This window comes from Psychrobacter sp. 1U2 (assembly GCF_051847575.1).
Genome location: NZ_JBPYDC010000031.1, coordinates 1 through 25794 on the forward strand (window position 1 = coordinate 1; position 25794 = coordinate 25794).

Sequence of the window (25794 nt, forward strand, 5' to 3'; positions counted from 1 at the left end):
GGCTGGATGGTTATTTAATAGCTGCGCTATTCATTATTCCGCCTTCCCTCTCGACTGGGTGGCATTATACGCGCTTTGCTCTGACCGTCAAGCTTTGTTTTGGATTTATTTTGATTTAGTTTGTAGGGTGTGATTATTTGTATATCTATCAGTTGCTTGGGTGGGACTTATTATTTTATATCTCCAATACTCTTTGTCAGCACTGCAATTTGCGTCGTTAGCTTTCGTTGATGCTATCTGTCCTATCAATTGAAGTTATGGTTATGAAGTCGTTGTTATGTCGTTTTTATATAGCTAGCTGATTTTAATATATAGCTATAAAGCATAACTTAGCGCGCTATCCCTTACTTTCTAGTGTTTATAGCTAGTTTTTGCTATAGTAAGCGCTTTTATAGCACGGCATGCTTGCTTTAGTCTTTAACCGTATTTAGAGGCTAGTTTGCGACGCTTACTGAGAAATGACTCTTTGTCATTGACCTTATAATAGTTATACCTATATAGGAAGCAAAATCAATAAGCGTATTAAGTGATGCCTAACCAATAAACAACAACGATAGCTCACAACATGTGAGTACAATTGATGCGGTCTGACGGTCATATGATTGATGGTTGCAATCATCACTGCTAAAGGACTCAAAAAGGTGAATAGATTATGGTAGCGATTACTTTACCCGATGGTAGCGTAAAAGAGTTTGAAGGCAACACCACGGTTATGGAAGTGGCGCAAAGTATTGGCGCTGGTCTTGCCAAAGCCACCGTTGCTGGACGAGTAGATGGTCATTTGGTAGATGCATCCGATCCTATCACCCATGACGCCAAAGTCGAGATTGTGACGCCAAGAGACGCTGACGGTGTCGATATCATTCGTCACTCTGCCGCGCATCTATTAGGTCATGCAGTCAAACAGCTTTATCCTAACGTGAAGATGGTCATTGGCCCTGTGATCGAAGATGGCTTTTATTATGATATCTATAGCGAGACGCCTTTCACGCCTGAGCACATGGAAGCGATAGAAAAGCGCATGATGCAGTTGATAAAACAAGACTATGACGTCATAAAGAAGATAACCCCGCGCGATGAAGTGATCAAAATATTTGAAGAGCGTGGTGAGGACTATAAGCTTAAACTAATCAATGATATGCCGGGCGAAGAAGCTTTTGGTCTGTATCATCATCAAGAATACGTCGATATGTGCCGTGGCCCGCACGTGCCAAACACGCGGTTTTTAAAGGTATTTAAATTAACCAAAATGTCTGGCGCGTATTGGCGCGGTGATGCTAAAAACGAGCAGCTGCAACGTATTTATGGTACGGCTTGGGCGGATAAAAAAGATCTAAAGGCTTATATCCAGCGTATTGAAGAGGCAGAAAAGCGTGACCATCGTAAGATTGGTAAAGCGCTTGATTTGTTCCATATGCAAGAGCAAGCGCCAGGCATGGTGTTTTGGCACGCGAATGGCTGGACGATTTATCAAGTACTTGAGCAGTATATGCGTAAAGTGCAGTACGATAATGGCTATGAAGAGATCAAAACGCCGCAGATCGTCGATCGTAGCTTGTGGGAGCGTTCGGGACATTGGGGCAACTATGCTACCAATATGTTTACCACGTCGAGTGAAAACCGCGATTATGCGGTAAAACCGATGAACTGCCCTTGCCACGTCCAGGTGTTCAATCAAGGGTTAAAGTCTTACCGTGAGCTGCCGCTACGTATGGCAGAATTTGGCTCTTGTCATCGTAATGAGCCATCTGGTTCACTGCACGGTTTGATGCGAGTGCGCGGCTTTACCCAAGATGATGCGCATATTTTCTGTACGCAGGCGCAGATTCAAGAAGAAGTCGCAGAGTTTATTAAGCTAACCTTGGCAGTATATGAAGACTTTGGCTTCGATAACATTATTATGAAGCTCTCGACCCGTCCAGAAAAGCGCGTCGGTAGTGATGAATCTTGGGACTTTGCTGAAAAAGCGCTGTCCGACGCCCTTGATAGCTCAGGTCTCGATTGGGAATATCTGCCGGGCGAAGGTGCGTTTTATGGCCCGAAAATTGAGTTCAGCCTAAAAGACTCACTTGGCCGAGTTTGGCAGTGCGGTACCATTCAGGTCGATCCGAATATGCCTGAGCGCTTAGATGCCGAATTTGTCAATGAGCAAAACGAGCGCGAAACCCCTATTATGCTGCACCGCGCCATTCTTGGCTCGTTTGAGCGCTTTATTGGTATTTTGATCGAAAACTACGCCGGTTGGATGCCAGTTTGGCTCGCCCCGCAGCAAGTAGCAGTGATGAATATTACCGATAAACAAGCCGATAGCTGCGAAAATGTAGTAAAAGCGCTTAAAAACGCAGGTATTCGTGCTATTAGTGACTTGCGTAACGAAAAGATTGGTTTTAAGATACGAGAGAAAACATTAGAACGTATTCCCTATATGCTAGTATTAGGGGATAAAGAAGTTGAATCGGGCAGTGTCAATGTCCGAACGCGTGAAGGTGAGAATCTTGGCGTGATGAGTGTCGATGATTTTATAGCATTAGTACAGACCGCTGTCAGCAAAAAAGGCCGACAGACCCCAAAAACAGATGAGGAGTAATACCTATTAAACAGTCCAACCGTTTAAATATTAATGAAGATATTAACGTCAAAGAAGTCCGTCTCGTTAAGGAAGATGGCGAGCAGATGGGTGTCGTTGATATCGAAACTGCGCTGAGTGCGGCACGTGAAGATAATTTAGATTTAGTCGAATTGGTCCCAGATGCCAAACCGCCCGTATGTAAGATTATGGATTATAAGCATTACCTCTATGATCAAAAGCAAAAGGCAAAAGAGGCAAAGAAGAACCAAAAGCAGACTCAATTAAAAGAGATGAAACTGCGTCCGAGTACTGACGAAGCCGATTATCAGGTCAAACTGCGTAAAATCGTCAGCTTTTTAGAAGATCAGGATAAAGTTAAAGTCAGTATCCGCTTCCGTGGTCGTGAAATGGCACATCAAGAGCTTGGACGTGCCCAGCTTGAGCGTATCATTGAAGACACTGCTGAGATCTCTAATGTCGAGCAGCATCCAAAAATGGAAGGTCGACAGATGGGTATGCTACTAGGCCCTACTAGAAAAAAATAAGCCCATAGCGCCCCTCATTTTATAACGTCTTTGTATTTTTTGACCATCAATATGCGTACGTGTATTGGTGGTTTTTTGCTTTAAAGGCTTACTATTAGCAATAGTTTTTATCAAACTATAACCGAAATGATAAGCAAATCTAGCACCCTAAGTGTAAGATAAATAACGACTAAAATAATCCAACGATAAGATTAAAAAGCAACATTCCCTTTAGACATTATAGGATCTTTTATGCAACCACTTACTCCACCTGAAAACACCAATACGCCAAGTATCTCTTTGACGCCGCCTGAGCCCGTCAGAGAAGTGCAAAAAAGTGAAGCGGACCAAATGGTCACCCTTGACGAGAGTCAAATCCCAGAGCTTGATGCCAAAGTCGATGCTTTTGTCGATCATGTGCTCACTAACTCTGCTAATAGTCCTGAGTTCCAGCAAAATGTACAATCTATTCATAACCTAGGCTCAAAAGAGATTCGCGAGTCCGCGCAAGTTTCCAATCGCATGCTGGACCTGCCTGCTAAAAGTCTCAACGATGGCTTGTTCGATAACTCTCCTATTGCCAAATCTTTGACTGAGCTGCGCGGAATTGTAGAGGATTTAGACCCAAGCAAAAAACAATTGACAAGCTCGCGTAAGCTATTTGGCATCATTCCATTTGGCAATAAAGTACAAGACTACTTTCGCCAATATGAGTCAGCGCAGTCGCATATTAACGCCGTCGTCACGAGTCTGTATAATGGTAAAGACGAGCTGCTCAAAGACAACGCCACGATTGAGCAAGAAAAAGTCAATATGTGGGAGCTGATGCAGTCGATACGTCAGTATATTTATGTCGGCAAAAAGATCGATGAGCAGCTAGAACAAAAGATTCATGCGATAGAAGCCACTGATCCTGAAAAAGCACGCATCATTAAAGAAGAGATGCTGTTCTATGTTCGTCAAAAAAATACTGATTTTTTAACGCAATTGGCGGTCAATGTACAAGGGTATCTAGCGCTCGATACCATTCGTAAGAATAACTTGGAGCTGATCAAAGGCGTCGATCGCGCTACGACGACAACAGTCTCAGCACTACGTACCGCCGTTGTAGTGGCACAAGCGATGACCAATCAAAAACTGGTACTCGATCAGATCACCGCACTCAACAAAACCACTAGCAGTCTGATCGAATCGACCTCAGAGATGCTCAAGCGTCAATCTGGTGAGATTCATGAGCAGGCAACTAGTAGCACTATTGAGCTTGATAAATTACAAAACGCCTTCAATAATGTCTATGATACGATGGATATGATTAGTAATTATAAGGTTGAGGCGCTTGAGAATATGAAACAAACGGTCAATACTTTGACCAGTGAAGTCGATAAAGCACAAAAATATCTCGATAAATCGAATCAGACAACAGTATTAGAAGTATCAAAAGAGTTGGATAGTAAAAAGATAGCAGATAAGTCTGGTATCGATATCTAAAAATGTATTATCCAAATCACTGCCTATCTCTCTAAGCTGTCTCTACTGTACTGTTCAAAACCTCTGATACGCTTATTAATTGAGCGTATCCCTATTGCTATCACACTTAACACAAACAATTGACGTAAGATATTGTCTGCTGGTTCGTGTTAAGATAGTCCCTATTAATAATTTTAAAAATAGATACGGTAATTTATGAGTTGGAATGATCCAAACGCCTCAAGTGAGGCACAACGCTATGACAACCCTATTCCCAGTCGCGAGCTGATTCTCAGCACGATTAGTGATAATAGCGATATTACGCACAAAGCATTAGCTAAAATCTTCGGTATCGAAGATCCTGACCAGTTCGATGCCCTAGGTAATCGTCTCAAAGCGATGGCGCGTGATGGACAAGTAAATCGCGAAGGCCGTCCTTATCGTTATCGTCCTGTGACTCAGCATGATATTGTCACCGGTACGGTCTCAGCACACGCTAAAGGTTTTGGTTTTGTGGTGCTCGACGACATGCCAGATCTTTTCTTGCATGAAAAGCAGATGCGCTGGGTCTTTAATGGCGATACTGTCGAGGCGGTAGGTACTTCTACTGATAATCGCGGTCGTACCGAAGGGCGCATCGTTGATGTCGTAGAGCGTCAACAAAATCAATTCATTGGCACTTTAGCTAAAGATGAAGACGGTTATTGTGTTGAATTGGGTAGTCCGAATAATCATCAACCTATTACCTTAGCCGATGATCATGTCGACGCTTTGAATGTCAAACAAGGCGATCCGGTCAAAGTCGATATTATTGATTGGCCAAACCAGCATGAGTTTGCTACGGGTAAAATCACTGAAGTGCTCAATGATGACAACGATCGTGAGCTGATTATTGAGACCACTTTACTCAATTACGATATTCCTCATGAGTTTAGCGAAGCCACTCTTAAGCAAGCGAACGACTATAAAGAGCCGTCTGAAAAAGATACGAAAGGTCGGACTGACTTGCGTGATCTGCCCTTAGTAACTATCGATGGCGAAGATGCTCGCGACTTCGATGATGCGGTATTCGCAGAAAAGCGCCCTGGCGGTAACTATCGCGTGCTAGTCGCTATCGCTGATGTCAGCCATTATGTGACGCCGAACTCACCATTAGATGTCGAAGCTTATGAGCGCGGAACCTCCGTGTACTTCCCGCATCGCGTGATTCCAATGTTACCTGAGGTGCTCTCAAACGGTTTATGTTCATTGAACCCTGATGTTGACCGCTTATGCATGGTTGCAGATATCAAAGTCTCACGTGCCGGTAACGTGACCGGTTATGAGTTCTATCCAGCAGTAATGAACTCGCAAGCGCGTTTGACTTATAACCAAGTCAACGATTACTTTGCTAACCCTAAAGATGACAGTATTCCTAAGTCACTAACGGGTAATAAAGCGGTGAAAAAATCCGTCGATACTTTGCATCAGCTCTATGACTTACTGCTCAAAAAGCGCGAAGAGCGTCATGCTATGGAGTTTGAGACCGTTGAGACTTATATTAAGTTCAATGAAAAAGGCGGTATTAAGGCTATCGTACCGCGTACACGCGGCGATGCGCACAAGCTGATTGAGGAGTGCATGCTGCTTGCCAATACCTGCGCGGCAAACTTCGCTTTAAAGCATGAGCTACCGGTACTGTACCGTAATCATGATAAGCCGGATCAAGAAAAGTCGATGCGCATTCATGAGTACGCCAAAAACTTCGGTCTCTCCTTCCCAGAAGAGAGCCCAACGCAGGCTGATTACCAGCGCCTGATTGAAGCGACCAAAGATCGCCCTGACGCGATCAGCATTCATAGCATGCTATTGCGTTCTATGATGCAAGCTAATTATGCGCCTGACAATATTGGTCACTTTGGATTGGCTTATGATGAATACAGTCACTTTACTTCGCCGATCCGTCGCTATCCTGATCTGATGCTGCATCGCGCCATTAAAGCAAAAGTCACTAAGACTCAACAGCCAGTCATGGATTTTTCTTTAGATGGAGCGGGCACGCAAACTTCAGATACCGAACGCCGTGCTGAAAAGGCTTCGCGCTATGTAGAGTCGTGGCTCAAGTGCCACTATATGAAAGATCATGTCGGTGAAGATTTCGATGGTGTTATCACTAGCGTCACCAGCTTTGGTCTATTTGTGACTTTGTCTGATTTGTTTATTGATGGTCTAGTGCACATCTCTAATGTTGGCGATGATTTCTTTGTCTACGATGAGCAGCAACAGCAGCTGATCGGTAAGGACAAAGGTACAGTATTTGGTTTGGGCGACTCTGTAAAAGTTAAAGTCGCTGGTGTCAACATGGACTTATTGCAGATTGATTTTGATTTGTTAGAAAAATTAAAATCGAGTCAGATGAACCAAACCAAGAAAGACTCGGCTAAAAAAAGTCCTGCTAAGAAGACTAATGGCCGTAGCAATAATAAGAGCAACAATAGTAAAAACAGTAATGACAAAGGTAGTAGCAAGAAAAGCTAATCTGCTTTGAGAACTGATAAACGTAGATACAAATAAAAAGGCTAACTCGCAGTTAGCCTTTTTTTATGGCGCTGATTTACAGCTACCTAGTATAGCGCCAGGCTTTCTTACTGTGCGCTATCCATCTGCTCTAAACGCTTTTGTTCAACGTCTTGAGCTTGCTCTATTTGGGTAGTAACATTATCGATAATGGCTTTAGGTTGTTCGCCTAGTGGCCGTGCTGAGATACTGTCATTCTCTTTAACGCCATTTTTGACTAGCGCGGCATCAGTATCTATGGGCGCAGCTCTGTTCTTCTCATAGAAGTAACTGTTGACAACATTGTAGCCAAGCAACATAAAAATAGTGGCAAGGGTAAAGGCTATCAGGTGTTTTCTTTGCATAGTTATTACCTCAAATAGTATTCTGTCACTCTCAACTTTATTTAAAAGCTGTTTCATCTAAAAGCTGTGCTTACTAAATAATATTGCCATTTTTCCTAGCTATTCTTGCGGACTGTTACTATTTAATAAATCCGTTTCATCTGAGTTTTCAGCGATTTCTTGCTCGACCTTTTCCATCAATTTGGCATCGGGTCTGGCGTCGAGCACCTCATCCGCATTATGGCCTTGCAGTATATATTTAGCCCGAGCTTTTGCTCGTCTTTTTTCCTCATCATCGACAGGACTTGCTTCATTGCTATCGGCATCGATCTGTTTTGCAGGTTCTTCAGCGATCGTTGGGGTTATCGTCAGATCAGTAGCGTCCTCTTGCTCGGTTGCGCTTTTAGTTTTTGGCATATATTCGATAGCTTGTTCTAGTTTGTCATTGAAGCGTAGACGGTAAATAGGTTCAGGTAAGCTAAAGCCTTCGTTTTCAAGCGCATGCTTCGTTTCGCGAATGGCAATACTGCGAGCTTTGGCAAAATCTGTCTCTGACTGATTGACCCAAACCTGAAATTCAAGAATGATATTGGAATCGCCAACATTATTGATAACCGCAATAGCTTTTGGTTCATCTAGTACAAACGTTAGCTTACAGATAGCATCTAGACCCACTTTTATCGCCGCTAACGGATCATCATTGGCATCCACGCCCAGCTCAAAAGTGAAGCGCCGCTCGGGGTTTTTGGTGTAGTTAAGAATGACTCCTTTAAACACTTCCGCGTTTGGGATACGCAGCTGATTGCCATCCAGAGTCATCAAAATAGTTGCCCGCGAGGTCAGGCGCACCACGATTCCCTCTAAGTCATTAATAACCACTTGATCGCGCGCTCGAAAAGGTTGGCGAATACTGAGCATCAAAGAGGCAATGTAGTTCTCAATAGTGTCTTTAACGGCAAAACCCACCGCAATACCTATGACCCCTGCCCCGCCAAGTAACGTGCCCAAGATAGTCTCAGCGCCGATTAAACTTAGCGCCAATATCAGACCAAAAATAATAAATATCACTTTTATGGTCTGCGACAGCAGCTCTGCCACAAAAGGATTAGGAGTGACTCGCTGCCACATATTTTTGCGGTTAGACAGCCAACTGCCGAACCAAGCGACGATGGCGAAAATAATGATACCCACTAACAGTAGTGGTAAGGCCTTGACTAGATTTCTAAGCTGATTTTTGAGACCTTGATAGACCGTGCTAACGTTATCTTGCACATCAAGCGTGCGCTCTATTTTGTCCTCAACGGTGACGACATCAGTAATACGATTGGTTAGATTAATCGCTTGTTGGGCTTTTTTTTCGTTAGCAGTCTCACCTGCGAGCGTCACTACGCCTTGAGTAACGCTGATACTGACCGCTTGCAGGCCGTCAATTTCAGAAAAGATACCTTGGATACGCTGACGAATGTCGTTGTCTTTTTTGGGAGTGGGCTTAGTCTCAATTTCAGCGTTATTGGTACTCTCGCCGATGATAACAGGCGGCTTATTTTGAATATCCGTAGTGCTACTATCACTAGATTCGGCTTCGCTATTACCCCCTAAGGCTGTGGCCACCTCAGCAAGCTCTGCTTCAGCAGCATAGACTGAGACGCCAAATACCGTAATGCACACTAATAGTAGTAGTTGTAGGCCACCTTTGAGCTTATCCGCTAATAAACGCTTATAATCTGTGATCATAACTATCCTTGATAAACTTTCAGTCTTATTAGCTTTAAGCTTTTATGTTTAGGGCGTGTTGACACGCCCTAATGAATCTTTACTGATCCAAATAACGCTGCGCTGCGCCAAAATCTAGCGAACCTTCATAAATCGCGCGTCCGGTAATGATACCTTCTAAGCAATCGCCATAAGGCTTGAGTAGCTCGATATCCTTCATATCGGTGACGCCGCCAGAAGCGATAACAGGAATGCCGCCTTCGCGAGCTAGATTAACCGTCTGCTCGACGTTGACGCCTTGCATCATGCCATCACGGGCGATATCGGTATAGACAATGGAGGAGACACCGACGTCAGCGAAGCGCTTGGCAAGCTCAGTGGCTTTGGTGTCAGTAACATTGGCCCAGCCATGAGTAGCAACCATGCCGTCTTTAGCATCGATGCCGACGATGATACGATCAGGAAACTCGCGGCAAGCCTCAGTGACAAAGCTAGGATCTTCGACCGCCTTAGTACCGATAATAATATAAGTCAGACCGGCGCTGATATATTGCTCAATCGTATTCAGGGTACGTACGCCGCCGCCTAACTGTATCGGCAGCTTTGGATAAGTTTTGGCGATATCTTCAACCACGCGCTTGTGCACAGGGACGCCATCAAAAGCCCCATTTAAATCGACTAAGTGTAGACGGCGAGCGCCTTCTTCTACCCAGCGTGTCGCCATAGCAACAGGATCGTCAGAAAACACCGTATCATCTTCCATACGGCCCTGCTTTAGGCGTACACATTTGCCATCTTTGAGATCAATAGCGGGAATAATTACTGGCGCAGCACACATAAAACACTCCTAATATAAAAATAAAACAAGGCTACAAAATCTAGCTTACAAAGATCGCTTTTATCTAATCAAGGATATAAAAGCATAAAGAAGGACTTAACTACTCTTAAGGTAGTAAAACTGACTGAGAAGCAAGTAACTGATAACTAGAAGTTTCCTAGTCTCAAAGCACTCACAATATTAAGTAAATTCAATTACTAACTGGCAATTTTAGGTCAATTTAGCGTATAATCCTAGGTATATTTGTATTTGTTTCTATTCAAAATCACCCTATGCATAACCCCCTACTTATAATTTTGCAAACTTAGTTAACAAGGCGTTTACTAAGTCGATTATTTGATTGGCAAGTTAGCTTAAGGAGATGATTGAATAACAAAGTACGGGCATTACTCGTTTTAAGATTTTAATAAAAGGTATGAAAAGACTATTTTTTCAATCGCTGTTTTATAAAGGCTGATTGAACTAATAATCTTAGCATGCATCTTGGTAGCCAGTCGCCATTTTGGTAAGTCGAATAAGATATTAACGTGTTGTTAAGGAGTCTAAGGTCAGCGTTGATACTCTTGATAGTAGGGATAATCGAGCATAACTAACAAAGCTTTTATCCGTTTTTGCCATAACTTTGGCAAACGGGCGCTTTGCTGAGTAACGCTTGTTTATACTACCGTTATACCATACAGGACGTCTGGTATCGTTTTAGACTATGGACTAAGTTTTCGCTTATGATTACCATCAAAAAAGGTTTGGATTTGCCCATCACCGGCGAACCCTCTCGCGAGATAACTGAACACAGACCTGCACATGTGGCACTAATTGGCTACGATTATGTCGGCATGAAGCCTACTATGAACGTCAAAGAAGGTGACATTGTCGCTAAAGGTCAGCCCGTTTTTGAAGACAAAAAACGTGTTGGCGTCATTTATACTGCTCCTGCTGCTGGTAAAGTTATCGCCGTCAACCGCGGTGAACGCCGGGTGTTTGAAAGTCTGGTGATTGCCGTTGACCCTAATGGTGAGGAAGTAGAGTTTGACCGTTACGACTCTCAACAACTGGCCGATCTTGACTCCGAAATCGTTGAAAAGCAGCTATTTGCTTCTGGTGAATGGACAGCTTTTCGTACCCGCCCTTATAGCCGTGCGCCTGAGCTTGGCGCGCGTCCGCATGCCATTTTTGTTACTGCAATGGATACCAATCCTTTAGCTTTTGACCCTATGCTGCTGATCAATGAGGAGCTACAAGCCTTCAATGATGGCTTGGCAGTGCTGTCGACTTTGAGTCCTAAGACCTTTGTTTGTCATCATGCCGAGGCAAGCTTACCCAAAGTTGCTAAAACTGCTAATGATAACGTCACTGAATATCATGGCTTTGCAGGCAAGCATCCGGCAGGTTTGGCTGGCACGCATATTCACTTTTTGCATCCTATCATGCGCGGTGTTAGCGTCTGGACCATCGGTTATCAAGACGTCATAGCGCTTGGTAAATTATTTACCACAGGTCGCTTGTATACGCGCCGTATGGTGAGCTTGGCAGGTCCAGCTGTAACCAATCCGCATATAGTTGCTACTGAACGCGGCGCGGATCTGATGGCGTTGACTAAAGGGCAACTGACTGCAGGTGATAACCGTATCATCTCAGGCTCAGTACTCTCTGGCCGTAAGTTATTTGCCAATGTTGCTTATCTCGGCCGCTTTCATGATCAAGTCAGCTCTTTGCCTGAAGGTTATGAGCGCCCTGCTTTTCACTTCTTTAGCCCAGGTGCAAACCGCTTCTCAAAGCTGCCGATTTATATCTCGCAGTTTTTTAAGAAAAAGTTTAATTTTACCACCTCTACTAATGGCTCACCGCGAGCAATGGTGCCGATCGGGATCTATGAAGAGGTTATGCCCCAAGACTATCTACCTACGCAATTACTGCGCGCTTTGATTATTGAAGATATTATCACTGCGGTTGATTTGGGTGTACTCGAACTGGACGAAGAGGATTTGGCATTATGCACCTTCGTCTCTCCTGGTAAATATGAATACAGCGATATTTTGCGTGATAATTTGACACGCATTGAGCTGGAGGGCTAACCACGATGAAATTTTTACACAATATGTTCGATCGTATGGAGCCGTCCTTCACTAAGGGTGGCAAACACGAGAAATATTATGCCATCTTTGAGATGTTCGATACGTTTCTGCGTCAACCTGGCTCAACGACCTTTACTTCCTCGCACGTGCGTGATGGTATCGATCTAAAGCGTATTATGATTACTGTTTGGCTGTGTACCTTCCCAGCGATGTTCTTTGGGATGTATAACGTTGGCCACCAAGCACTAACTGCTATTAGCCAATTGGGCCTACAGCCTGATGGCTGGCGCACCATTATCACCAGTATGGCAGGCTATGATCCCAATAGTATTTGGGCCAGCTTCGTTTACGGGGCTATGCAGTTCTTGCCCATCTATATCGTCACCTTCGCAGTTGGTATTGCCTGCGAGATACTGTTTGCGGTAATCCGTGGACACGAAGTCAACGAAGGCTTCTTTGTCACCTCAGTACTGTACGCGCTCATCATGCCGCCCGATATTCCTTTATGGCAAGTGGCCTTAGGTATTATCTTCGGCGTCGTAGTGGCCAAAGAAGTCTTCGGTGGTACGGGTAAGAACTTCTTAAACCCTGCCCTATCGGGCCGTGCGTTCCTATACTTTGCTTATCCCGCTTATATGTCAGGCGATTCGGTATGGACAGCGGTTGACGGCTTCTCAGGAGCGACACCGCTTGGTCTAGCTGCTCTTGGTGTCACGCCTGATCAGTTCGTTGATGTTTATGGCCGCGCAATCACTTGGAGCGATGCGTTCTTTGGCAATATCCAAGGTAGTGTCGGTGAAGTCTCAACCTTAGCTATTTTGCTAGGCGCAGTGGTGCTGTTATGGGCGCGTATCGCCTCGTGGCGTATTATGGCCGGTTGTGTGGTTGGACTTATCGCCACCTCATTGGTCTTTAATCTGATTGGCTCTGAGGACAACCTAATGATGAATATGCCTTTTTATTGGCATCTGGTCATTGGTGGCTTCGCTTTCGGTGCCGTATTTATGGCAACCGATCCGGTCTCAGCAGCACATACCAACAAAGGCCGCTGGGCTTATGGTATTTTGATTGGCTTTATGACCATCCTGATTCGCGTCATCAACCCAGCCTTCCCAGAGGGCATCATGCTTGCCATCTTATTTGCTAACTTATTTGCGCCTCTGTTTGACTACTTTGTCACGCAAGCCAATATCAAGCGTCAAACTGCACGGAGGGTTCGTTATGTCCAAGCCCAAAAGTAATAATGCAAAAACTGTTAGCGTTGCGTTAACGTTATGCTTAGTCTGCTCAGTATTAGTGTCAGCAGTCGCGGTCGGGCTCAAACCCGCCCAAATTGAAAACGCGCGCCTAGATCGTAATAAAAACATCTTAGTGGCGGCGGGTATGTATAACGCTGAATCTGATACCGCTGATGATGTCGCTACTCGTTTTCAAGACTTCGATGTCGAAATCGTTGATCTGCAAGCTGGTAACTATTTAGACGACGATCAGCTGGTCGATGTCGGTATCCCTGATCGTAACGATTATGACGCTAGCCAAGCAACCAAAAATCAAGCATTAAGTAATGATTTAGGCGCTAATGATCCTGCTGGTATCGGCCGGGTACCTAAGTACGCCAAAGTCTACGTCAAAAACGATGACGCCGGTAATCCTGAAATGGTAGTTCTACCTATCCAAGGTTACGGCCTATGGGGCACAATCTATGGCTTCTTAACGCTTGAGAGCGATATGAATACCATCAAAGGTATCAGCTTTTATGAGCACAAAGAAACCCCGGGACTCGGCGCTCGTATCGAAGAGCCTGAGTGGCGCGCGAAGTGGAGCGGTATTCACTCTTATGATGAGAGCGGCGAAGTCGCTACTGGTGTGACCAAAGCCGGTAATCCGAAAGAGAACTGGGTCGATGGTATTAGTGGTGCGACTTTGACGGGTCGCGGCGTTAGTAACATGATTCAGTTTTGGCTTGGTGAGCAAGGCTATAAGCCTTATCTAGACGCGCTGCGTAAAGAGAGCGGTGCAACCATCGATAATGCTGAAGCACAAGCTAGCCAAGCAAACCTTGAGCAAGCCAAGCCGACCACTGAACTGGCAGCGGCTCTACCACTAGCAAACGGCAAGGAGGCATAACATGGCTGACACCAAAAGCATTTTAACCACGCCTATTTTTGACAATAACCCTATCGGTTTGCAAATATTAGGTATCTGTTCAGCACTAGCCGTGACGACCAGCATGTCCAATGCGATGGTCATGTGTGTGGCGCTGACGTTAGTGACTGCGTTTTCGAGCTTTTTCATCTCAATTATTCGCAAAAAAATTCCTTCTAGTATTCGTATCATCGTGCAGATGACTATTATCGCCTCTTTGGTTATCTTAGTCGATCAGGTGCTAAAGGCCGTCGCTTACGACGTCAGTAAAGGACTCTCGGTATTCGTTGGTTTGATTATTACTAACTGTATCGTCATGGGCCGTGCCGAAGCATTTGCGATGAGCAATCCGCCAATCCCTAGTTTCTTAGATGGTATCGGTAATGGTCTTGGCTATTCGGCAGTACTATTATTCGTTGCAACGATTCGTGAGCTATTAGGCTCAGGTACTTGGTTCGGTATTACTATATTGCAGCCAGTAACTGACGGCGGTTGGTACTTACCTAACGGTCTATTATTACTCCCCCCTTCAGCCTTCTTTATTATCGGCTTATTTATCGCCCTTGTGCGTCTTTGGAAGCCAGAACAAATCGAAGAGGCTGACTTTGTAATGAAGCCGCAATCTAAAGGCATGGCACACGGAGGCGGTCACTAATGGGACATTATGTTAGCTTATTTATAACCTCAGTCTTTATTGAGAATATGGCGCTGGCCTACTTCTTAGGTATGTGTACTTTTTTGGCCGTTTCCAAAAAAGTCTCAACTGCTATCGGCCTTGGGGTCGCCGTTATCGTCGTTATGGCGATTACTGTACCGCTTAACAATTTGCTGTTTCAGTTCATCCTAAAGAGTGGCGCTTTGGCTTGGGCGGGCTTTCCTGATATCAATTTAAGCTTCTTAGGTTTGCTCAGTTATATTGGCTTAATCGCGGCAACGGTTCAGATTCTAGAGATGTTCTTGGATAAGTTCGTGCCTACGCTTTATAACGCTCTAGGGGTATTCTTACCGCTGATTACCGTTAACTGCGCTATCCTCGGCGGCGTACTATTCATGGTTGAGCGTGATTATAACTTTAGCGAATCTGTCGTGTACGGCGTTGGCGCTGGTTTTGGTTGGGCAGTCGCTATTGTTGCTTTGGCGGGTATCCGTGAAAAGCTCAAATATTCAGACATCCCAGGGCCGCTACAAGGTTTGGGCATCACCTTTATTACTGTAGGTTTGATGTCACTTGGCTTTATGTCGTTCGGCGGTATGTCAATTTAGGCACTGAGTATTATTAGCTTAATGAATAATTAGCTTAATGAATAATTAGCTTATTGAACTATTAGCTTATTGAACTATTTAACTCATTTATTTGGAAGGGGCCCGAGAGCCATTACAGTCAGCTCTTGACCCCTACCCCATAAATTAAGGATACCTACCATGGATTATGCTACGGCGATTGGTGGCGTTGCTATGTTCACTGTGATCATCATGAGCCTTGTCGCTATTATTTTAGCGGCGCGCTCACGACTGGTCAGCTCAGGGGACGTTACCATTCGCATTAATGAAAATCCTGATAATGATGTTGTCACCCCTGCCGGTGGCAAACTGCTACAAACGCTCGCGAGCGAAGGTATATTTTTATCATCGGCTTGCGGCGGTGGCGGTACTTGCGCTCAGTGTCGTTGCCGTGTGATCGAAGGCGGCGGCTCTATTTTGCCAACCGAAGAAGGGTATTTCACTCAAGGTGAGATTCGCAATCATATGCGCCTAGCCTGTCAGGTCGCCGTCAAGCAAGATATGGAGATTGAGATTGATCCTGAATTCTTTGATGTCCAAAAATGGGAATGTGAGGTGGTCTCTAATGACAACGTCGCCACCTTTATCAAAGAGCTGGTGCTGAAGATTCCAGAAGGTGAAGAGGTGAACTTCCGCGCTGGTGGTTATGTGCAGTTAGAAGCGCCGCCGCACGAAGTACACTATAAAGACTTCGATATCGCTGAAGAGTATAGAGAGGACTGGGAAAAGTTCGGCATCTTTGATTATGTCTCAAAAGTCGATGAGCCGGTAATTCGTGCTTATTCGATGGCCAACTACCCTGAAGAAAAAGGCCTCATCAAATTTAATATCCGTATCGCTAGTCCGCCGCCGCGTGGCCCCGCCGGTATTCCACCCGGTAAAATGTCTTCTTGGACGTTCAGCCTAAAACCTGGTGATAAAGTCACCGTATCAGGCCCTTATGGTGAGTTCTTTGCCAAGGATACTGAAGCTGAGATGATCTTCGTCGGCGGTGGTGCTGGTATGGCACCGATGCGCTCGCACATCTTTGATCAGCTTAAGCGCCTCAATTCTGATCGCAAGATTAGCTTTTGGTACGGTGCGCGCTCGATCCGTGAGATGTTCTATGTTGAAGATTATGATCAGCTAGAAGAAGAGTTTGATAACTTTGAGTGGCACGTAGCGCTATCAGATCCATTACCAGAAGATAACTGGGATGGTCCGACAGGCTTCATCCATAACGTGCTATTAGAGAACTACTTAAAAGATCATCCAAACCCTGAAGACTGCGAGTACTATATGTGTGGGCCACCGATGATGAACGCTGCTGTCATCGATATGCTGCATAGCATGGGCGTTGAAGATGAAAACATCATGCTTGATGACTTTGGTGGTTAAACGGAGTAGTTAAGCAAATTGATATTTAAAAGAGAGTCTCTATTGAGGCTCTTTTTTTTGGCTGGAACTTACAGGCAAGCTTTTCTCATTTTACAAATTTGAGTAGCAATCTGGGTATGACTTTTTTATAGTATTGATAAGCGTTATTTATACTATTTTGTATGGATACTTTTACTAAGTAAGGATGCTTATGAAAACGAAATTTAAAAACTTAACGATTTGGATAACCGGTGCTTCGAGTGGCCTAGGGGAAGCGCTGGCAATTGCTTTTGCCAAAAAAGGCGCGACTATTATTTTGAGTGGTCGTAATCAAGACAAGCTAAAGGCAGTAAAACAGCAGTGTAAGAAGTCCAAAAATCATCACATTGTCTCTTTTGACATCAGTGATAGCGAGCAAACCAAAGCTGCTTATGAAACGGCCATAAATAAAGCCGGCAAAATTGATTGGCTCATTAATAATGCGGGCGTCTCTCAGCGCTCATTGATCATGGAAACCTCTGAGGACGTTGAGCGCCAGATTATGGAGCTCGATTACTTTGCGCAAACCCGTCTGACGCGTTTGGTGCTACCTGCCATGCTCGCGCAAGGCGGCGGTAAAATTGTGATGATATCTAGTATCGCCGGTCTCATAGGCACGCAATATCGCGGCGCTTATAGCGCAGCCAAAGCAGCTATTCACCTATGGGCGAATAGTCTGCGTGCTGAGCTCTATGATCAAGGCATCGAGGTGGCAACGATATTTCCAGGCTTTATCCAAACCAATGTCTCGATTAATGCTTTGATAGGAGATGGTAGTGCCCAAGGTACGATGGATGAAGCGACTAGTAAAGGACTGACTGCGACGGCTTTTGCTAAGCAAGCGGTCAAGGCACTAAGCAAAGGTGAAGAGTACATCATTGTCGGTGGTAGCCAAGAGAGGATGGCCACTAGAGTCAATCGCTTATCGCCGCCTAAACTGTATAAGCTCATTCGGCAGTCACAAGTTAGGTAGTTTTTAGAAAACTTTTTATTAAATAGCTTTTAATAAAACTTATAGTTTTAGCAGATTGATATGATTAAAACCCGTTGGGGGTGTAAAATAGGCAAAACCTATTTATACCCCTAATTTTTTATACCTATTAAAACTATCCCTATGATAAATTTATTGCCACAAAGCACTTCTAAAACCATGAATAAAAGCTGTCTTGCTACTATCCGTCTTACGGCTATCAGTACGGCTACCCTATTAGGTCTGAGTGCTTGCCAACAACCTGCCGCAGACTTTAATACCTTGAGCGGTGAGACTATGGGCACCAGCTACCACATCAGCTATCAGCTCCCGGACGGTATTGATGAAGCCACTATTCAAGCTTCCATCGACGAAAGACTACAGCGCATCAATGACAGCATGTCGACTTATATAGACGACTCTACTATCTCAAAATTCAACCGCTTAACCGCTAATACGCCTATCACTATCGATGCGGACTTTAGCCATGTGTTAGACGTTTCAAGACAAGTTTATGAGCAATCAGGTGGCGCTTTTGATCCAACGGTGATGCCTTTGATTGAGACTTGGGGCTTTGGCAGTACTATGACGGTTGAGCGCTTACAAAGCCCGCCAAGTCAGGTTGAGATTGCTGAGGCCAAAGCCTTAGTCGACTTTGACAGCGTAGTAAAAGAGGACGATAGTCTTTATAAAACCAAAGATGGCGTAGGCTTAGACTTCTCAGCTGTCGCAAAAGGCTACGGCGTCGATGCCATCGCTGAGGTGCTAAGACAAGACTATCAGATTCGCAACTATATGGTCGAGATTGGCGGAGAAGTAGCGTCATCTGGCGTCAACGCGCAAACTCAGCCTTGGCAAATCGCTATCGATGCCCCTATTGAGGGCAGCACGGTAACTGAACGCCAAACCATCGCGGCTATTCGCCAACCCAAATCTTTGGGCAACAAAATGCATTTGGCCACCTCTGGCAATTATCGAAACTCTATTATTTTTGACGATAAACGCTATAGCCATACGATCGATCCGACTACTGGTGAACCTATCATAGGCGGCGCCCCGTCCGTGACAGTGGCTTCTGACTCCGTAGGCCTTGCCGATGCTTGGGCAACTGCGCTCACCGCTATGCCGTATGCGCAAGCACTGGCTACCGCCGAACAGCAAGATATAGCAGCGATGTTCGTGATATTAGTCGATAATACTAATATTGACGCCGATAGTTTAGAGGACTGGCAGATCGTAGAGACCTCTGCTATGCAAGCACTGCGAGCAGATAACCCCTCTTAATCGCCCTTAGCCACTAGAGTAGTAAAGTATTGATAATAAAACGCTTATGCCAGCGAGCAACACCAAAATCTGCTATAATAGTACCTATTAATCCCATTAATAAAATATCAAAATATAAATGTGAGGTCACGCTATGCTTAGCCAACTCTTACCAATACTTGCCATTACTTTTACCGTATTTGTGCTGTTCTTTTTACTCATGGGTATCGGTTATATGTTCAAAAAGCAGCCGCTTAAAGGCTCTTGTGGCGGTGTCGCGAATTTGATGGGTGATGAGAGATGCTCGTTTTGCGGTGATGATCCTAATAAGTGTGATTCAGTCGTAGCAGAGCAGCAAGACACTGCCTTAAAAGCCGCTCAATTGGGTAAATCAGTTTAACCCTTTTAGTTTTAGCCGTGTATGGCTTTAAGCTGTTTGTGAGAATAAAGATGTGTCTTAGCTAGGCTTTAGTTACCATACGCTGGTAGTACTTCGTCCTCTCTACTCTTATACTAGTGTTAAGTGTTTTTAAGACACTTAGCACTTTTTTATTGTGTACAGTCTGCCTATTCCGATCAGTATAAGTTTTATATCGAACTGTACTGGTTACTGTATTGGTTTTTGACGCTTTATCCTAACCACCGTCTTGGTGGAATTTTTTTGAGATCATTCTAAAAGTGCTCTTTTGTCAGCCTTTAGGCCATAATCTTTCCTTTTTTCCAACTTTATAGTCGTGCCGCTATGTCTACTCCTGCTAACAATAATTCTCGCTCAGATGCTCTAAAATCCAATCACCTACCCTCAGCCAAGTTTACTTTTTGGTTGGTGCTGATTGCTATGATACTACTGGCGACCAATATGCGCGCCCCTATTGTCGCACTTGGTTCTATCGCGCCGGTGGTGCAAGAAGCGCTGGGTATCTCTGAGACCGAGATCGGTTGGCTTGGCGCGGTGCCAATGCTGACCTTTGCAGTTGGGGCTTTGATTGCACCTGCTATCGGCAAACGTTTTGGTCTTGAGAATACGCTGATTGCTATGGTGGCACTGCTCACTTTTGGGATGGTATTGCGCTCTGTAGTGCCAACTTGGCTTGGCTTTTTGAGCGGGACTTTACTGCTAACTTTAGCGATCGGTTTTGCCAATACCTTAGCAGCTCCAGTCATTAAACAGCGCACGCCTAAGCATATTCCGCTGATTACCGGTCTATTCAGCCTGACAATGACCGTCTCTGCTGGTATTGTTGCAGGTGTGGTATTACCCTTATCTGAGAGTATCGGTTGGCAATGGTCGCTTGGTGGTTGGTCATTATTGGGCTTGTTTGCCTTAGTGATTTGGGTGTTTTTACGTCTACGTTTGGGCTCCTCTAACCATCAAGCTGCTGTTTTGCCCACATTGGGCGCTTCAGAAGTCTCTATGTGGCGTGCGCCATTCGCTTGGCAAATTGCGGTATTTATGGGGCTACAATCCCTACTGTTTTATACCGTAGCGAGTTTTTTGCCTTCTATTTGGGTCAGTAAAGGGCTGAGTCCGGTCGCGGCTGGGCAAATGGGTTCCGTATTTCAATTTATGGCGCCGCTATCTATTTTAAGTTTGACTTGGCTCGTCAATCGCGGTCGGCCTATCCAAGCGCTTGCGATATTTGCATCGGTGCTCAATGTCATCGGCGTCTTAGGGGTCAGTTATCTAACGCCTGATTTGGCATGGCTGTGGTCAGGTCTCATGGGTGCCGGCTGTTCTGCTATCTTCACGTTGAGTATGATGCTTTTTTCCATGCGCACTTATACGACCAACCAATCGAGCGAGCTGTCAGGTATGGCGCAGTTCGTCGGTTATCTACTGGCGTTCTTTGGGCCTTTGGGTACTGGCTGGCTCCATGAAGCGACGGACAGTTGGGATTTACCATTATTCTTGATACTGATATTAATGATTATTAACGTTGGACTTGCGTGGTTGGTTAGTCGTCCGGTTATGGTCGATGGCAAAAAAGTTTAAGATAGAATTAACTTACTTGTCGTAACCTTAAGATAATATTGATAATTCTACTATTTTGCTAAACTAGCTCGACTGATTAAAAGGTATTTCTACGATGAAAAATAATAACCTCAGCTTGATTAAGCGGTCTATTTTTAGCTCAACTATCGGAATTTTAAGCACGGCTTTGCTGCTAAGTGGTTGTCAAAAACCTGCTGAAACAGAAACTACTAACGAGCCGCAAACGACTAAAACGACAACGGTCACCGCGCCTGTAGCGGTTGAAGAAACGACAAGTGTCAGAGCTATGGAGCAAGACGAAAAATCACAACCTATCACCATATTGGCATTAGGCGATTCGTTGACCGAGGGCTTAGGCGTCAACCCTGAAGATAATTATCCCGCGCAGTTAGAAGCGAAACTCAAAGAAATGGGCTATGAGAATGTGGACGTGGTTAATTCAGGGCTGAGCGGCGAAACTAGCACGGGTCTGGTTAATCGTTTGGACTGGGTGACCCAAACCAAACCTGACATTACTATTCTGACCATTGGTGCGAATGACGCTATGCGCGGTTTAGAATTAGAGACGATTGAAGAAAATATCCGCACCGCTGTGAAGCATCTACAGGATAACGGTAGCGAGGTTATCTTAGGTGGGATGCAAATATACGACAACCTCGGCAATGATTACGTCAAATCCTTTTCAGCTATCTATCCACGCATCGCTGAAGATATGAATTTGCAGATGATCCCGTTCTTTTTAGAGGGTGTCGGCGGCGACCCCGAACTCAATCAAGCGGATGCTATTCATCCGACCCGTGAGGGCTATACCATAATCGTTAATAATAATATCTTGCCAGTGCTCAGACCTGAGCTTGATGAAGCCTTAGCCGCAAAAACTAACGTTGTAGAGAGCTCGCAATGACTGAATTGAAAAATGATGCTCGTAAAGCAGTCCTGCTACGCGCTACAAGCTTAACCAAAACGGTCTCGGTAGGCGAGCGAGCGCTAACCATTATCAAAGACGTCGACATCCATGTCAACGCTGGCGAGTTTGTAGTCATTATGGGTAAATCCGGCTCTGGCAAATCGACTTTGCTAGGCTTACTAGCCGCGCTTGATTATCCCAATAGCGGCTCGGTTGAACTAGCCGAGCAAACCTTAAGCAGCCTTGATGAAGATGCGCTAGCCGCTATTCGTCAACGCGATATGGGCTTTGTTTTTCAATCCTTCCATTTACTGCCGACCTTAACTGTCGCGGAAAACATTGCCTTCCCTCTCGATATCGCCCGTCGTCCCAATCAAGCTCGCGTTGATGAACTCATCGAAGCGGTCGGACTTGGTCATCGACGTGATAGCTTGCCGAGTCAATTATCAGGCGGTGAACAGCAACGTACCGCTGTCGCGCGTGCGCTAGTCTCAAGACCCAAAATTGTTTTTGCTGATGAGCCTACAGGCAACTTAGACGAGCAAAATGCCGACCAAGTTATGCAATTATTATTAGATTTGCGGCAACAAACCGGTTCCGCGCTAGTGGTGGTGACTCATGACCCAGCGCTTGCTGAGATGGCGGATCGGGTGATTACGATGCATGATGGCATGATAGATGGATCAAAAGTTAATGGATAAAGTAACGCAGAATAAGACTAAACCATCTGGCGATACATTCAGTCAAATTTTTACCTCCACACTGGGTACCAAAGCCCTGACTCGCAGCTGGTGGCGACGCTGGGTGTATCCGGTTTTATTCTTAATTACTCTGACATTATCGCTTGCCACTTACCTGACCCTTGATTCTATTCAACAATCGGTCGATAAATACATCACCGATAATCAGCGCGCGCTCGTTGGTGGCGACTTGGTGCTGGAGAGCAATCAAGCGTGGCCAGCGCAAATATTAGAACAAGTCAAAACCTTGCCTGACGATCAAGTCGTTTATGATTATCAGTTTAGCTCCATGGCAGTCACCGAACAGCAAACCTTGCTGGTTCGCGTCAAAGGCGTCACCCCTGCTTATCCTTTATATGGCGAGGCTAAAACCGCTTCAGGCAAACCTCTATGGCAGCAGCTCAAACCTGATACCGTAGTGGTCGCGCCAGAAGTCATGCAAGGGCTTAACGCTAGCGTTGGCGATAGCATTAGCATTGGTGAGGCTGAGTTCACTATCAGCGATGTACTGACCAAAGAACCGGATCGTCCGCTAAGCGCCTTTGATATCGGTGGTCATGTGCTGATGCAAGAAGACGCGCTAGAGGCGACCAATCTACTCGGTCAGCGTAGCCGCGTGCGTTATCGTATCGAGATGGCAGGAGCTGAGGAAACCATAGCGACCTTGAATGAGCAATTAGAGCAAACCTTAACCAGCTATCCTGATATTCAGCTTTCTGATATCGATAGCGAGGAGACTGCTGTATCGCGTATCTCTGATAACGTATTGATGTTTTTAAAATTATTGGTCATCGCAGTACTGCTATTATCAGCGGTCGCTATGTATGGGGTTATCACCGCTTTTGTCACTAAGCAGCAGTCTAATAATGCCATTCGTATGGCGATGGGTGAACCGGTTAGGCAGATTAAAGCCAGTTATTATCGGCTATTATTAACCACTTCGATCATCGCTAGTATCGCCGCTACTGTGCTCAGTCTCGGACTGATACAGATCGGTCAACCCTATCTAGCCGCTATCTTACCTGCCGATGTTGGCTTGGCTATCAATCCTATTAGCATTGTCAAAACCGTCATTATCGCTATTCTATTGACGATAGTGATTACTCAGCGAGGTCTCAGTGAGCTGAGCACCACTAAACCTGCTACCTTACTCAATCAAGGAGCAAGCCAAGCTGCAACCGATCAATCTTGGTATCAGCGTCTGCCACTAGTTTGGTATAGCGTGATGCTCATTGGTCTGTATCTATTCTTCGCTTATGAAGTCGGCTCTTGGATATTCTCTGCGCAGTTGCTCATTGGTCTGATTGCTTTTGTATCAATATTTTGGCTATTGGCACGTGGCTGGCTTGGACTGCTCGCTAGCATTGCCAAGCGGCGTAAAGTCAGTTGGATGCAGCGTATTGCCATTCATAATCTCGCGCGTAAAGGCAATCAGTCGGCATTGTTCTTCGTGACGCTAGCGCTATCGGTGGCAGTATTGACACTGATTACTACATTGAATCACAGCATCAACGCCCAGTTCGTCAACGCCTATCCAGAAGATGCGCCGAATATATTCTTGCTCGATGTACAAAGCGAGCAGCACGATGCCATTGATAATATACTCAAAGCGCCTGTCAGCTATTATCCTGTCATTCGCGCACGCGTGGTCACGGCTAATGACGTCGCTGCTGCCGATATCGACGCCCCTGACAATCAAGATGATCCGACGCGAGTGTTTAACTTAAGCTACGCCGAGAGCGTCATGGATACCGAGTTCGTCACTGAGACTCTGACTGATGGTGAGCTGTACACCCCTATCGAGGGTCAAGGTCCACAAACCTCAAAGCTACAGCAGGTACAGCCACTATCTATCTTAGATACCGCAGCCGATATGCTGGGTGTGAGTATGGGCGATCAAATCGTCTTTAATATCCAAGGTATCGAGCTGACCGGACAAATCACTAGTATTCGCTCACGCTTTGAGCGTGGTCCAAGTCCGTTCTTTTATTTCTTGTTTGAGCCAGAGGTATTATCTGCGGCGCCGCAAATTCAGTTCGCCACCGCCCATGTGCCAGAAGCGAGCATTCCAGAGCTACAAGGTCAGCTCGTACGCCAGTTTCCAGCGGTGACGACTATCGATGGTACGGCTATCGCGGAGCAAGTCCAAGACTTAGTGACGCAGATGAGCCGCTTAGTTTATGTCTTCACTTTACTCGCGTTATTGACGGGGATTATGGTGCTGATCAGCTCGCTACTCTCCACTTCTCAAGATCGGATGCAAGAGAGTGCGTCATTCCGATTACTCGGCATGCAAAAGCGTGATTTATATAAGCTTAATATCTTGGAGATTGGCGTACTTGGCGTTAGCGCGGCAGTGTTTGCGATGACCATCGCTAGTGTTGGCGCTTGGTTTGCCATTACCCAATGGTTTAATTTGAGATTTAGCGTGCCGTGGGTAAACTTATGCATTGGCGGGGCATTATTAATCGCGCTACTGTTTGCTATCGCGATTATTTATGTGAGATTGGTGATTGGGCGTGGGATTATGGCTAGGGTTCGGGCGATGATTTAGGAAGAGAGTCATAGAAGACTAAAGCAAATGTTTAGCCTAAATATTTTTATTAGATTCAAGATGGATAATCTTTCATGTAAATACGTCTAGAGTTTGTTGAGCTTTGATATAGTTTCTAACAGCTATATACATAACGGGAGTTTCCCAAAAACTGTGTAACTGCTTATAATCCATTAACCGGAGAATAAGCAATGACTACTCAATCTGACCTTAAAAAACTCGCCGAGCAAATGGCTGGTAGCATGAAAAGCTTCGATGACATCAAAGACTTCCAAAAGCAGCTCATGCAATCCTTTATTGATACTGCCTTAGAGGCTGAGATGGAAGACCATCTCGGCTACCCCAAACATGAAAAGGCGGATAAATCTAATAAGCGTAACGGGCACACTAAAAAGACCGTCCGCAGTGACACAGGCGATCTTGAGATATCCACCCCAAGAGACCGTGACGGCGCTTTTGAACCTGCATTAGTGCGTAAGCATCA

21 protein-coding genes are annotated in these 25794 nt (G+C 45.2%); 18 read left to right on the forward strand and 3 right to left on the reverse strand.

Going from position 1 to position 25794, the window contains the following annotated elements; genetic code table 11:
- The first annotated feature begins 652 nt into the window (after nucleotides 1–652).
- From thrS to rnr, 4 genes are all read left to right on the forward strand, one after another.
- Complete coding sequence (thrS, locus tag ACS8FD_RS11795; RefSeq protein ID WP_439276035.1) at nucleotides 653–2587, forward strand: threonine--tRNA ligase; 1935 nt, start codon at nucleotides 653–655, stop codon at nucleotides 2585–2587.
- Nucleotides 2588–2592: 5 nt separating this feature from the next.
- On the forward strand, nucleotides 2593–3114 hold the full coding sequence (gene infC / locus ACS8FD_RS11800) for a translation initiation factor IF-3 (RefSeq protein WP_439276053.1): 522 nt from the start codon (nucleotides 2593–2595) through the stop codon (nucleotides 3112–3114).
- Between the two features lie 231 nt (nucleotides 3115–3345).
- Nucleotides 3346–4581, forward strand: coding sequence for a toxic anion resistance protein (locus ACS8FD_RS11805; protein WP_439276036.1), 1236 nt, complete (start codon nucleotides 3346–3348; stop codon nucleotides 4579–4581).
- A gap of 195 nt (nucleotides 4582–4776) precedes the next feature.
- Nucleotides 4777–7077, forward strand: a complete 2301-nt coding sequence (gene rnr, locus ACS8FD_RS11810) for a ribonuclease R (RefSeq protein ID WP_439276037.1) — start codon at nucleotides 4777–4779, stop codon at nucleotides 7075–7077.
- 107 nt (nucleotides 7078–7184) lie between these two features.
- Here rnr and ACS8FD_RS11815 read toward each other — a convergent pair whose 3' ends face one another.
- From ACS8FD_RS11815 to hisA, 3 genes are all read right to left on the reverse strand, one after another.
- Nucleotides 7185–7460 carry a hypothetical protein gene (locus ACS8FD_RS11815; protein ID WP_439276038.1) on the reverse strand — a complete coding sequence of 92 codons (276 nt, stop codon included), beginning with the start codon at nucleotides 7458–7460 and terminating at the stop codon, nucleotides 7185–7187.
- A gap of 99 nt (nucleotides 7461–7559) precedes the next feature.
- Nucleotides 7560–9173: a mechanosensitive ion channel domain-containing protein gene (locus ACS8FD_RS11820; protein ID WP_439276039.1), complete on the reverse strand. Its 1614-nt coding sequence runs from the start codon at nucleotides 9171–9173 to the stop codon at nucleotides 7560–7562.
- Nucleotides 9174–9252: 79 nt separating this feature from the next.
- Nucleotides 9253–9990: a 1-(5-phosphoribosyl)-5-[(5-phosphoribosylamino)methylideneamino]imidazole-4-carboxamide isomerase gene (gene hisA / locus ACS8FD_RS11825; protein WP_439276040.1), complete on the reverse strand. Its 738-nt coding sequence runs from the start codon at nucleotides 9988–9990 to the stop codon at nucleotides 9253–9255.
- Between the two features lie 722 nt (nucleotides 9991–10712).
- Between hisA and ACS8FD_RS11830 the strand changes: the two genes are divergently transcribed.
- From ACS8FD_RS11830 to ACS8FD_RS11895, 14 genes are all read left to right on the forward strand, one after another.
- Nucleotides 10713–12062 (forward strand): Na(+)-translocating NADH-quinone reductase subunit A, encoded by a 1350-nt coding sequence (locus ACS8FD_RS11830; protein ID WP_439276041.1) that lies wholly within the window; start codon nucleotides 10713–10715, stop codon nucleotides 12060–12062.
- Nucleotides 12063–12067: 5 nt separating this feature from the next.
- Entirely contained in the window at nucleotides 12068–13303 is a 1236-nt protein-coding gene (locus ACS8FD_RS11835) for an NADH:ubiquinone reductase (Na(+)-transporting) subunit B (protein WP_439276042.1), read from the forward strand.
- A complete protein-coding gene (locus tag ACS8FD_RS11840) occupies nucleotides 13284–14189 on the forward strand; it encodes a Na(+)-translocating NADH-quinone reductase subunit C (protein WP_439276043.1) in 906 nt (301 codons plus the stop codon). Before ACS8FD_RS11835 ends, ACS8FD_RS11840 begins: the two co-directional genes overlap by 20 nt.
- A 1-nt stretch (nucleotide 14190) precedes the next feature.
- A complete protein-coding gene (locus tag ACS8FD_RS11845) occupies nucleotides 14191–14862 on the forward strand; it encodes an NADH:ubiquinone reductase (Na(+)-transporting) subunit D (protein ID WP_439276044.1) in 672 nt (223 codons plus the stop codon).
- Nucleotides 14862–15470, forward strand: coding sequence for an NADH:ubiquinone reductase (Na(+)-transporting) subunit E (nqrE, locus tag ACS8FD_RS11850; protein WP_439276045.1), 609 nt, complete (start codon nucleotides 14862–14864; stop codon nucleotides 15468–15470). Before ACS8FD_RS11845 ends, nqrE begins: the two co-directional genes overlap by 1 nt.
- 159 nt (nucleotides 15471–15629) lie before the next feature.
- Nucleotides 15630–16865, forward strand: coding sequence for an NADH:ubiquinone reductase (Na(+)-transporting) subunit F (nqrF, locus tag ACS8FD_RS11855; protein ID WP_439276046.1), 1236 nt, complete (start codon nucleotides 15630–15632; stop codon nucleotides 16863–16865).
- A gap of 190 nt (nucleotides 16866–17055) precedes the next feature.
- Complete coding sequence (locus ACS8FD_RS11860) at nucleotides 17056–17856, forward strand: SDR family NAD(P)-dependent oxidoreductase (protein ID WP_439276047.1); 801 nt, start codon at nucleotides 17056–17058, stop codon at nucleotides 17854–17856.
- Between the two features lie 177 nt (nucleotides 17857–18033).
- Nucleotides 18034–19137, forward strand: coding sequence for an FAD:protein FMN transferase (locus ACS8FD_RS11865; RefSeq protein ID WP_439276054.1), 1104 nt, complete (start codon nucleotides 18034–18036; stop codon nucleotides 19135–19137).
- 133 nt (nucleotides 19138–19270) lie between these two features.
- Nucleotides 19271–19516 (forward strand): (Na+)-NQR maturation NqrM, encoded by a 246-nt coding sequence (gene nqrM, locus ACS8FD_RS11870; protein WP_025645214.1) that lies wholly within the window; start codon nucleotides 19271–19273, stop codon nucleotides 19514–19516.
- A gap of 342 nt (nucleotides 19517–19858) precedes the next feature.
- Nucleotides 19859–21109 (forward strand): MFS transporter, encoded by a 1251-nt coding sequence (locus tag ACS8FD_RS11875; protein ID WP_439276048.1) that lies wholly within the window; start codon nucleotides 19859–19861, stop codon nucleotides 21107–21109.
- A 94-nt stretch (nucleotides 21110–21203) separates the two neighbouring features.
- A complete protein-coding gene (locus ACS8FD_RS11880) occupies nucleotides 21204–22013 on the forward strand; it encodes an arylesterase (protein ID WP_439276049.1) in 810 nt (269 codons plus the stop codon).
- Nucleotides 22010–22717 (forward strand): ABC transporter ATP-binding protein, encoded by a 708-nt coding sequence (locus ACS8FD_RS11885; RefSeq protein WP_439276050.1) that lies wholly within the window; start codon nucleotides 22010–22012, stop codon nucleotides 22715–22717. Before ACS8FD_RS11880 ends, ACS8FD_RS11885 begins: the two co-directional genes overlap by 4 nt.
- Nucleotides 22695–25310 (forward strand): ABC transporter permease, encoded by a 2616-nt coding sequence (locus ACS8FD_RS11890; RefSeq protein WP_439276051.1) that lies wholly within the window; start codon nucleotides 22695–22697, stop codon nucleotides 25308–25310. Before ACS8FD_RS11885 ends, ACS8FD_RS11890 begins: the two co-directional genes overlap by 23 nt.
- Nucleotides 25311–25501: 191 nt before the next feature.
- Nucleotides 25502–25794, forward strand: a 293-nt coding sequence (locus ACS8FD_RS11895) for a transposase (protein ID WP_439276052.1), incomplete at its 3' end; no start/stop codon positions are given.

What these genes read in the sequence shown, in the direction of transcription:
- thrS (WP_439276035.1), top strand. Translation starts at nt 653, where the DNA reads ATGGTAGCGATTACTTTACCCGATGGTAGCGTAAAAGAGTTTGAAGGC.
- ACS8FD_RS11805 (WP_439276036.1), top strand. Translation starts at nt 3,346, where the DNA reads ATGCAACCACTTACTCCACCTGAAAACACCAATACGCCAAGTATCTCT.
- rnr (WP_439276037.1), top strand. Translation starts at nt 4,777, where the DNA reads ATGAGTTGGAATGATCCAAACGCCTCAAGTGAGGCACAACGCTATGAC.
- ACS8FD_RS11815 (WP_439276038.1), bottom strand. Translation starts at nt 7,460, where the DNA reads ATGCAAAGAAAACACCTGATAGCCTTTACCCTTGCCACTATTTTTATG.
- ACS8FD_RS11820 (WP_439276039.1), bottom strand. Translation starts at nt 9,173, where the DNA reads ATGATCACAGATTATAAGCGTTTATTAGCGGATAAGCTCAAAGGTGGC.
- hisA (WP_439276040.1), bottom strand. Translation starts at nt 9,990, where the DNA reads ATGTGTGCTGCGCCAGTAATTATTCCCGCTATTGATCTCAAAGATGGC.
- ACS8FD_RS11830 (WP_439276041.1), top strand. Translation starts at nt 10,713, where the DNA reads ATGATTACCATCAAAAAAGGTTTGGATTTGCCCATCACCGGCGAACCC.
- ACS8FD_RS11835 (WP_439276042.1), top strand. Translation starts at nt 12,068, where the DNA reads ATGAAATTTTTACACAATATGTTCGATCGTATGGAGCCGTCCTTCACT.
- ACS8FD_RS11840 (WP_439276043.1), top strand. Translation starts at nt 13,284, where the DNA reads ATGTCCAAGCCCAAAAGTAATAATGCAAAAACTGTTAGCGTTGCGTTA.
- ACS8FD_RS11845 (WP_439276044.1), top strand. Translation starts at nt 14,191, where the DNA reads ATGGCTGACACCAAAAGCATTTTAACCACGCCTATTTTTGACAATAAC.
- nqrE (WP_439276045.1), top strand. Translation starts at nt 14,862, where the DNA reads ATGGGACATTATGTTAGCTTATTTATAACCTCAGTCTTTATTGAGAAT.
- nqrF (WP_439276046.1), top strand. Translation starts at nt 15,630, where the DNA reads ATGGATTATGCTACGGCGATTGGTGGCGTTGCTATGTTCACTGTGATC.
- ACS8FD_RS11860 (WP_439276047.1), top strand. Translation starts at nt 17,056, where the DNA reads ATGAAAACGAAATTTAAAAACTTAACGATTTGGATAACCGGTGCTTCG.
- ACS8FD_RS11865 (WP_439276054.1), top strand. Translation starts at nt 18,034, where the DNA reads ATGAATAAAAGCTGTCTTGCTACTATCCGTCTTACGGCTATCAGTACG.
- nqrM (WP_025645214.1), top strand. Translation starts at nt 19,271, where the DNA reads ATGCTTAGCCAACTCTTACCAATACTTGCCATTACTTTTACCGTATTT.
- ACS8FD_RS11875 (WP_439276048.1), top strand. Translation starts at nt 19,859, where the DNA reads ATGTCTACTCCTGCTAACAATAATTCTCGCTCAGATGCTCTAAAATCC.
- ACS8FD_RS11880 (WP_439276049.1), top strand. Translation starts at nt 21,204, where the DNA reads ATGAAAAATAATAACCTCAGCTTGATTAAGCGGTCTATTTTTAGCTCA.
- ACS8FD_RS11885 (WP_439276050.1), top strand. Translation starts at nt 22,010, where the DNA reads ATGACTGAATTGAAAAATGATGCTCGTAAAGCAGTCCTGCTACGCGCT.
- ACS8FD_RS11890 (WP_439276051.1), top strand. Translation starts at nt 22,695, where the DNA reads ATGGATCAAAAGTTAATGGATAAAGTAACGCAGAATAAGACTAAACCA.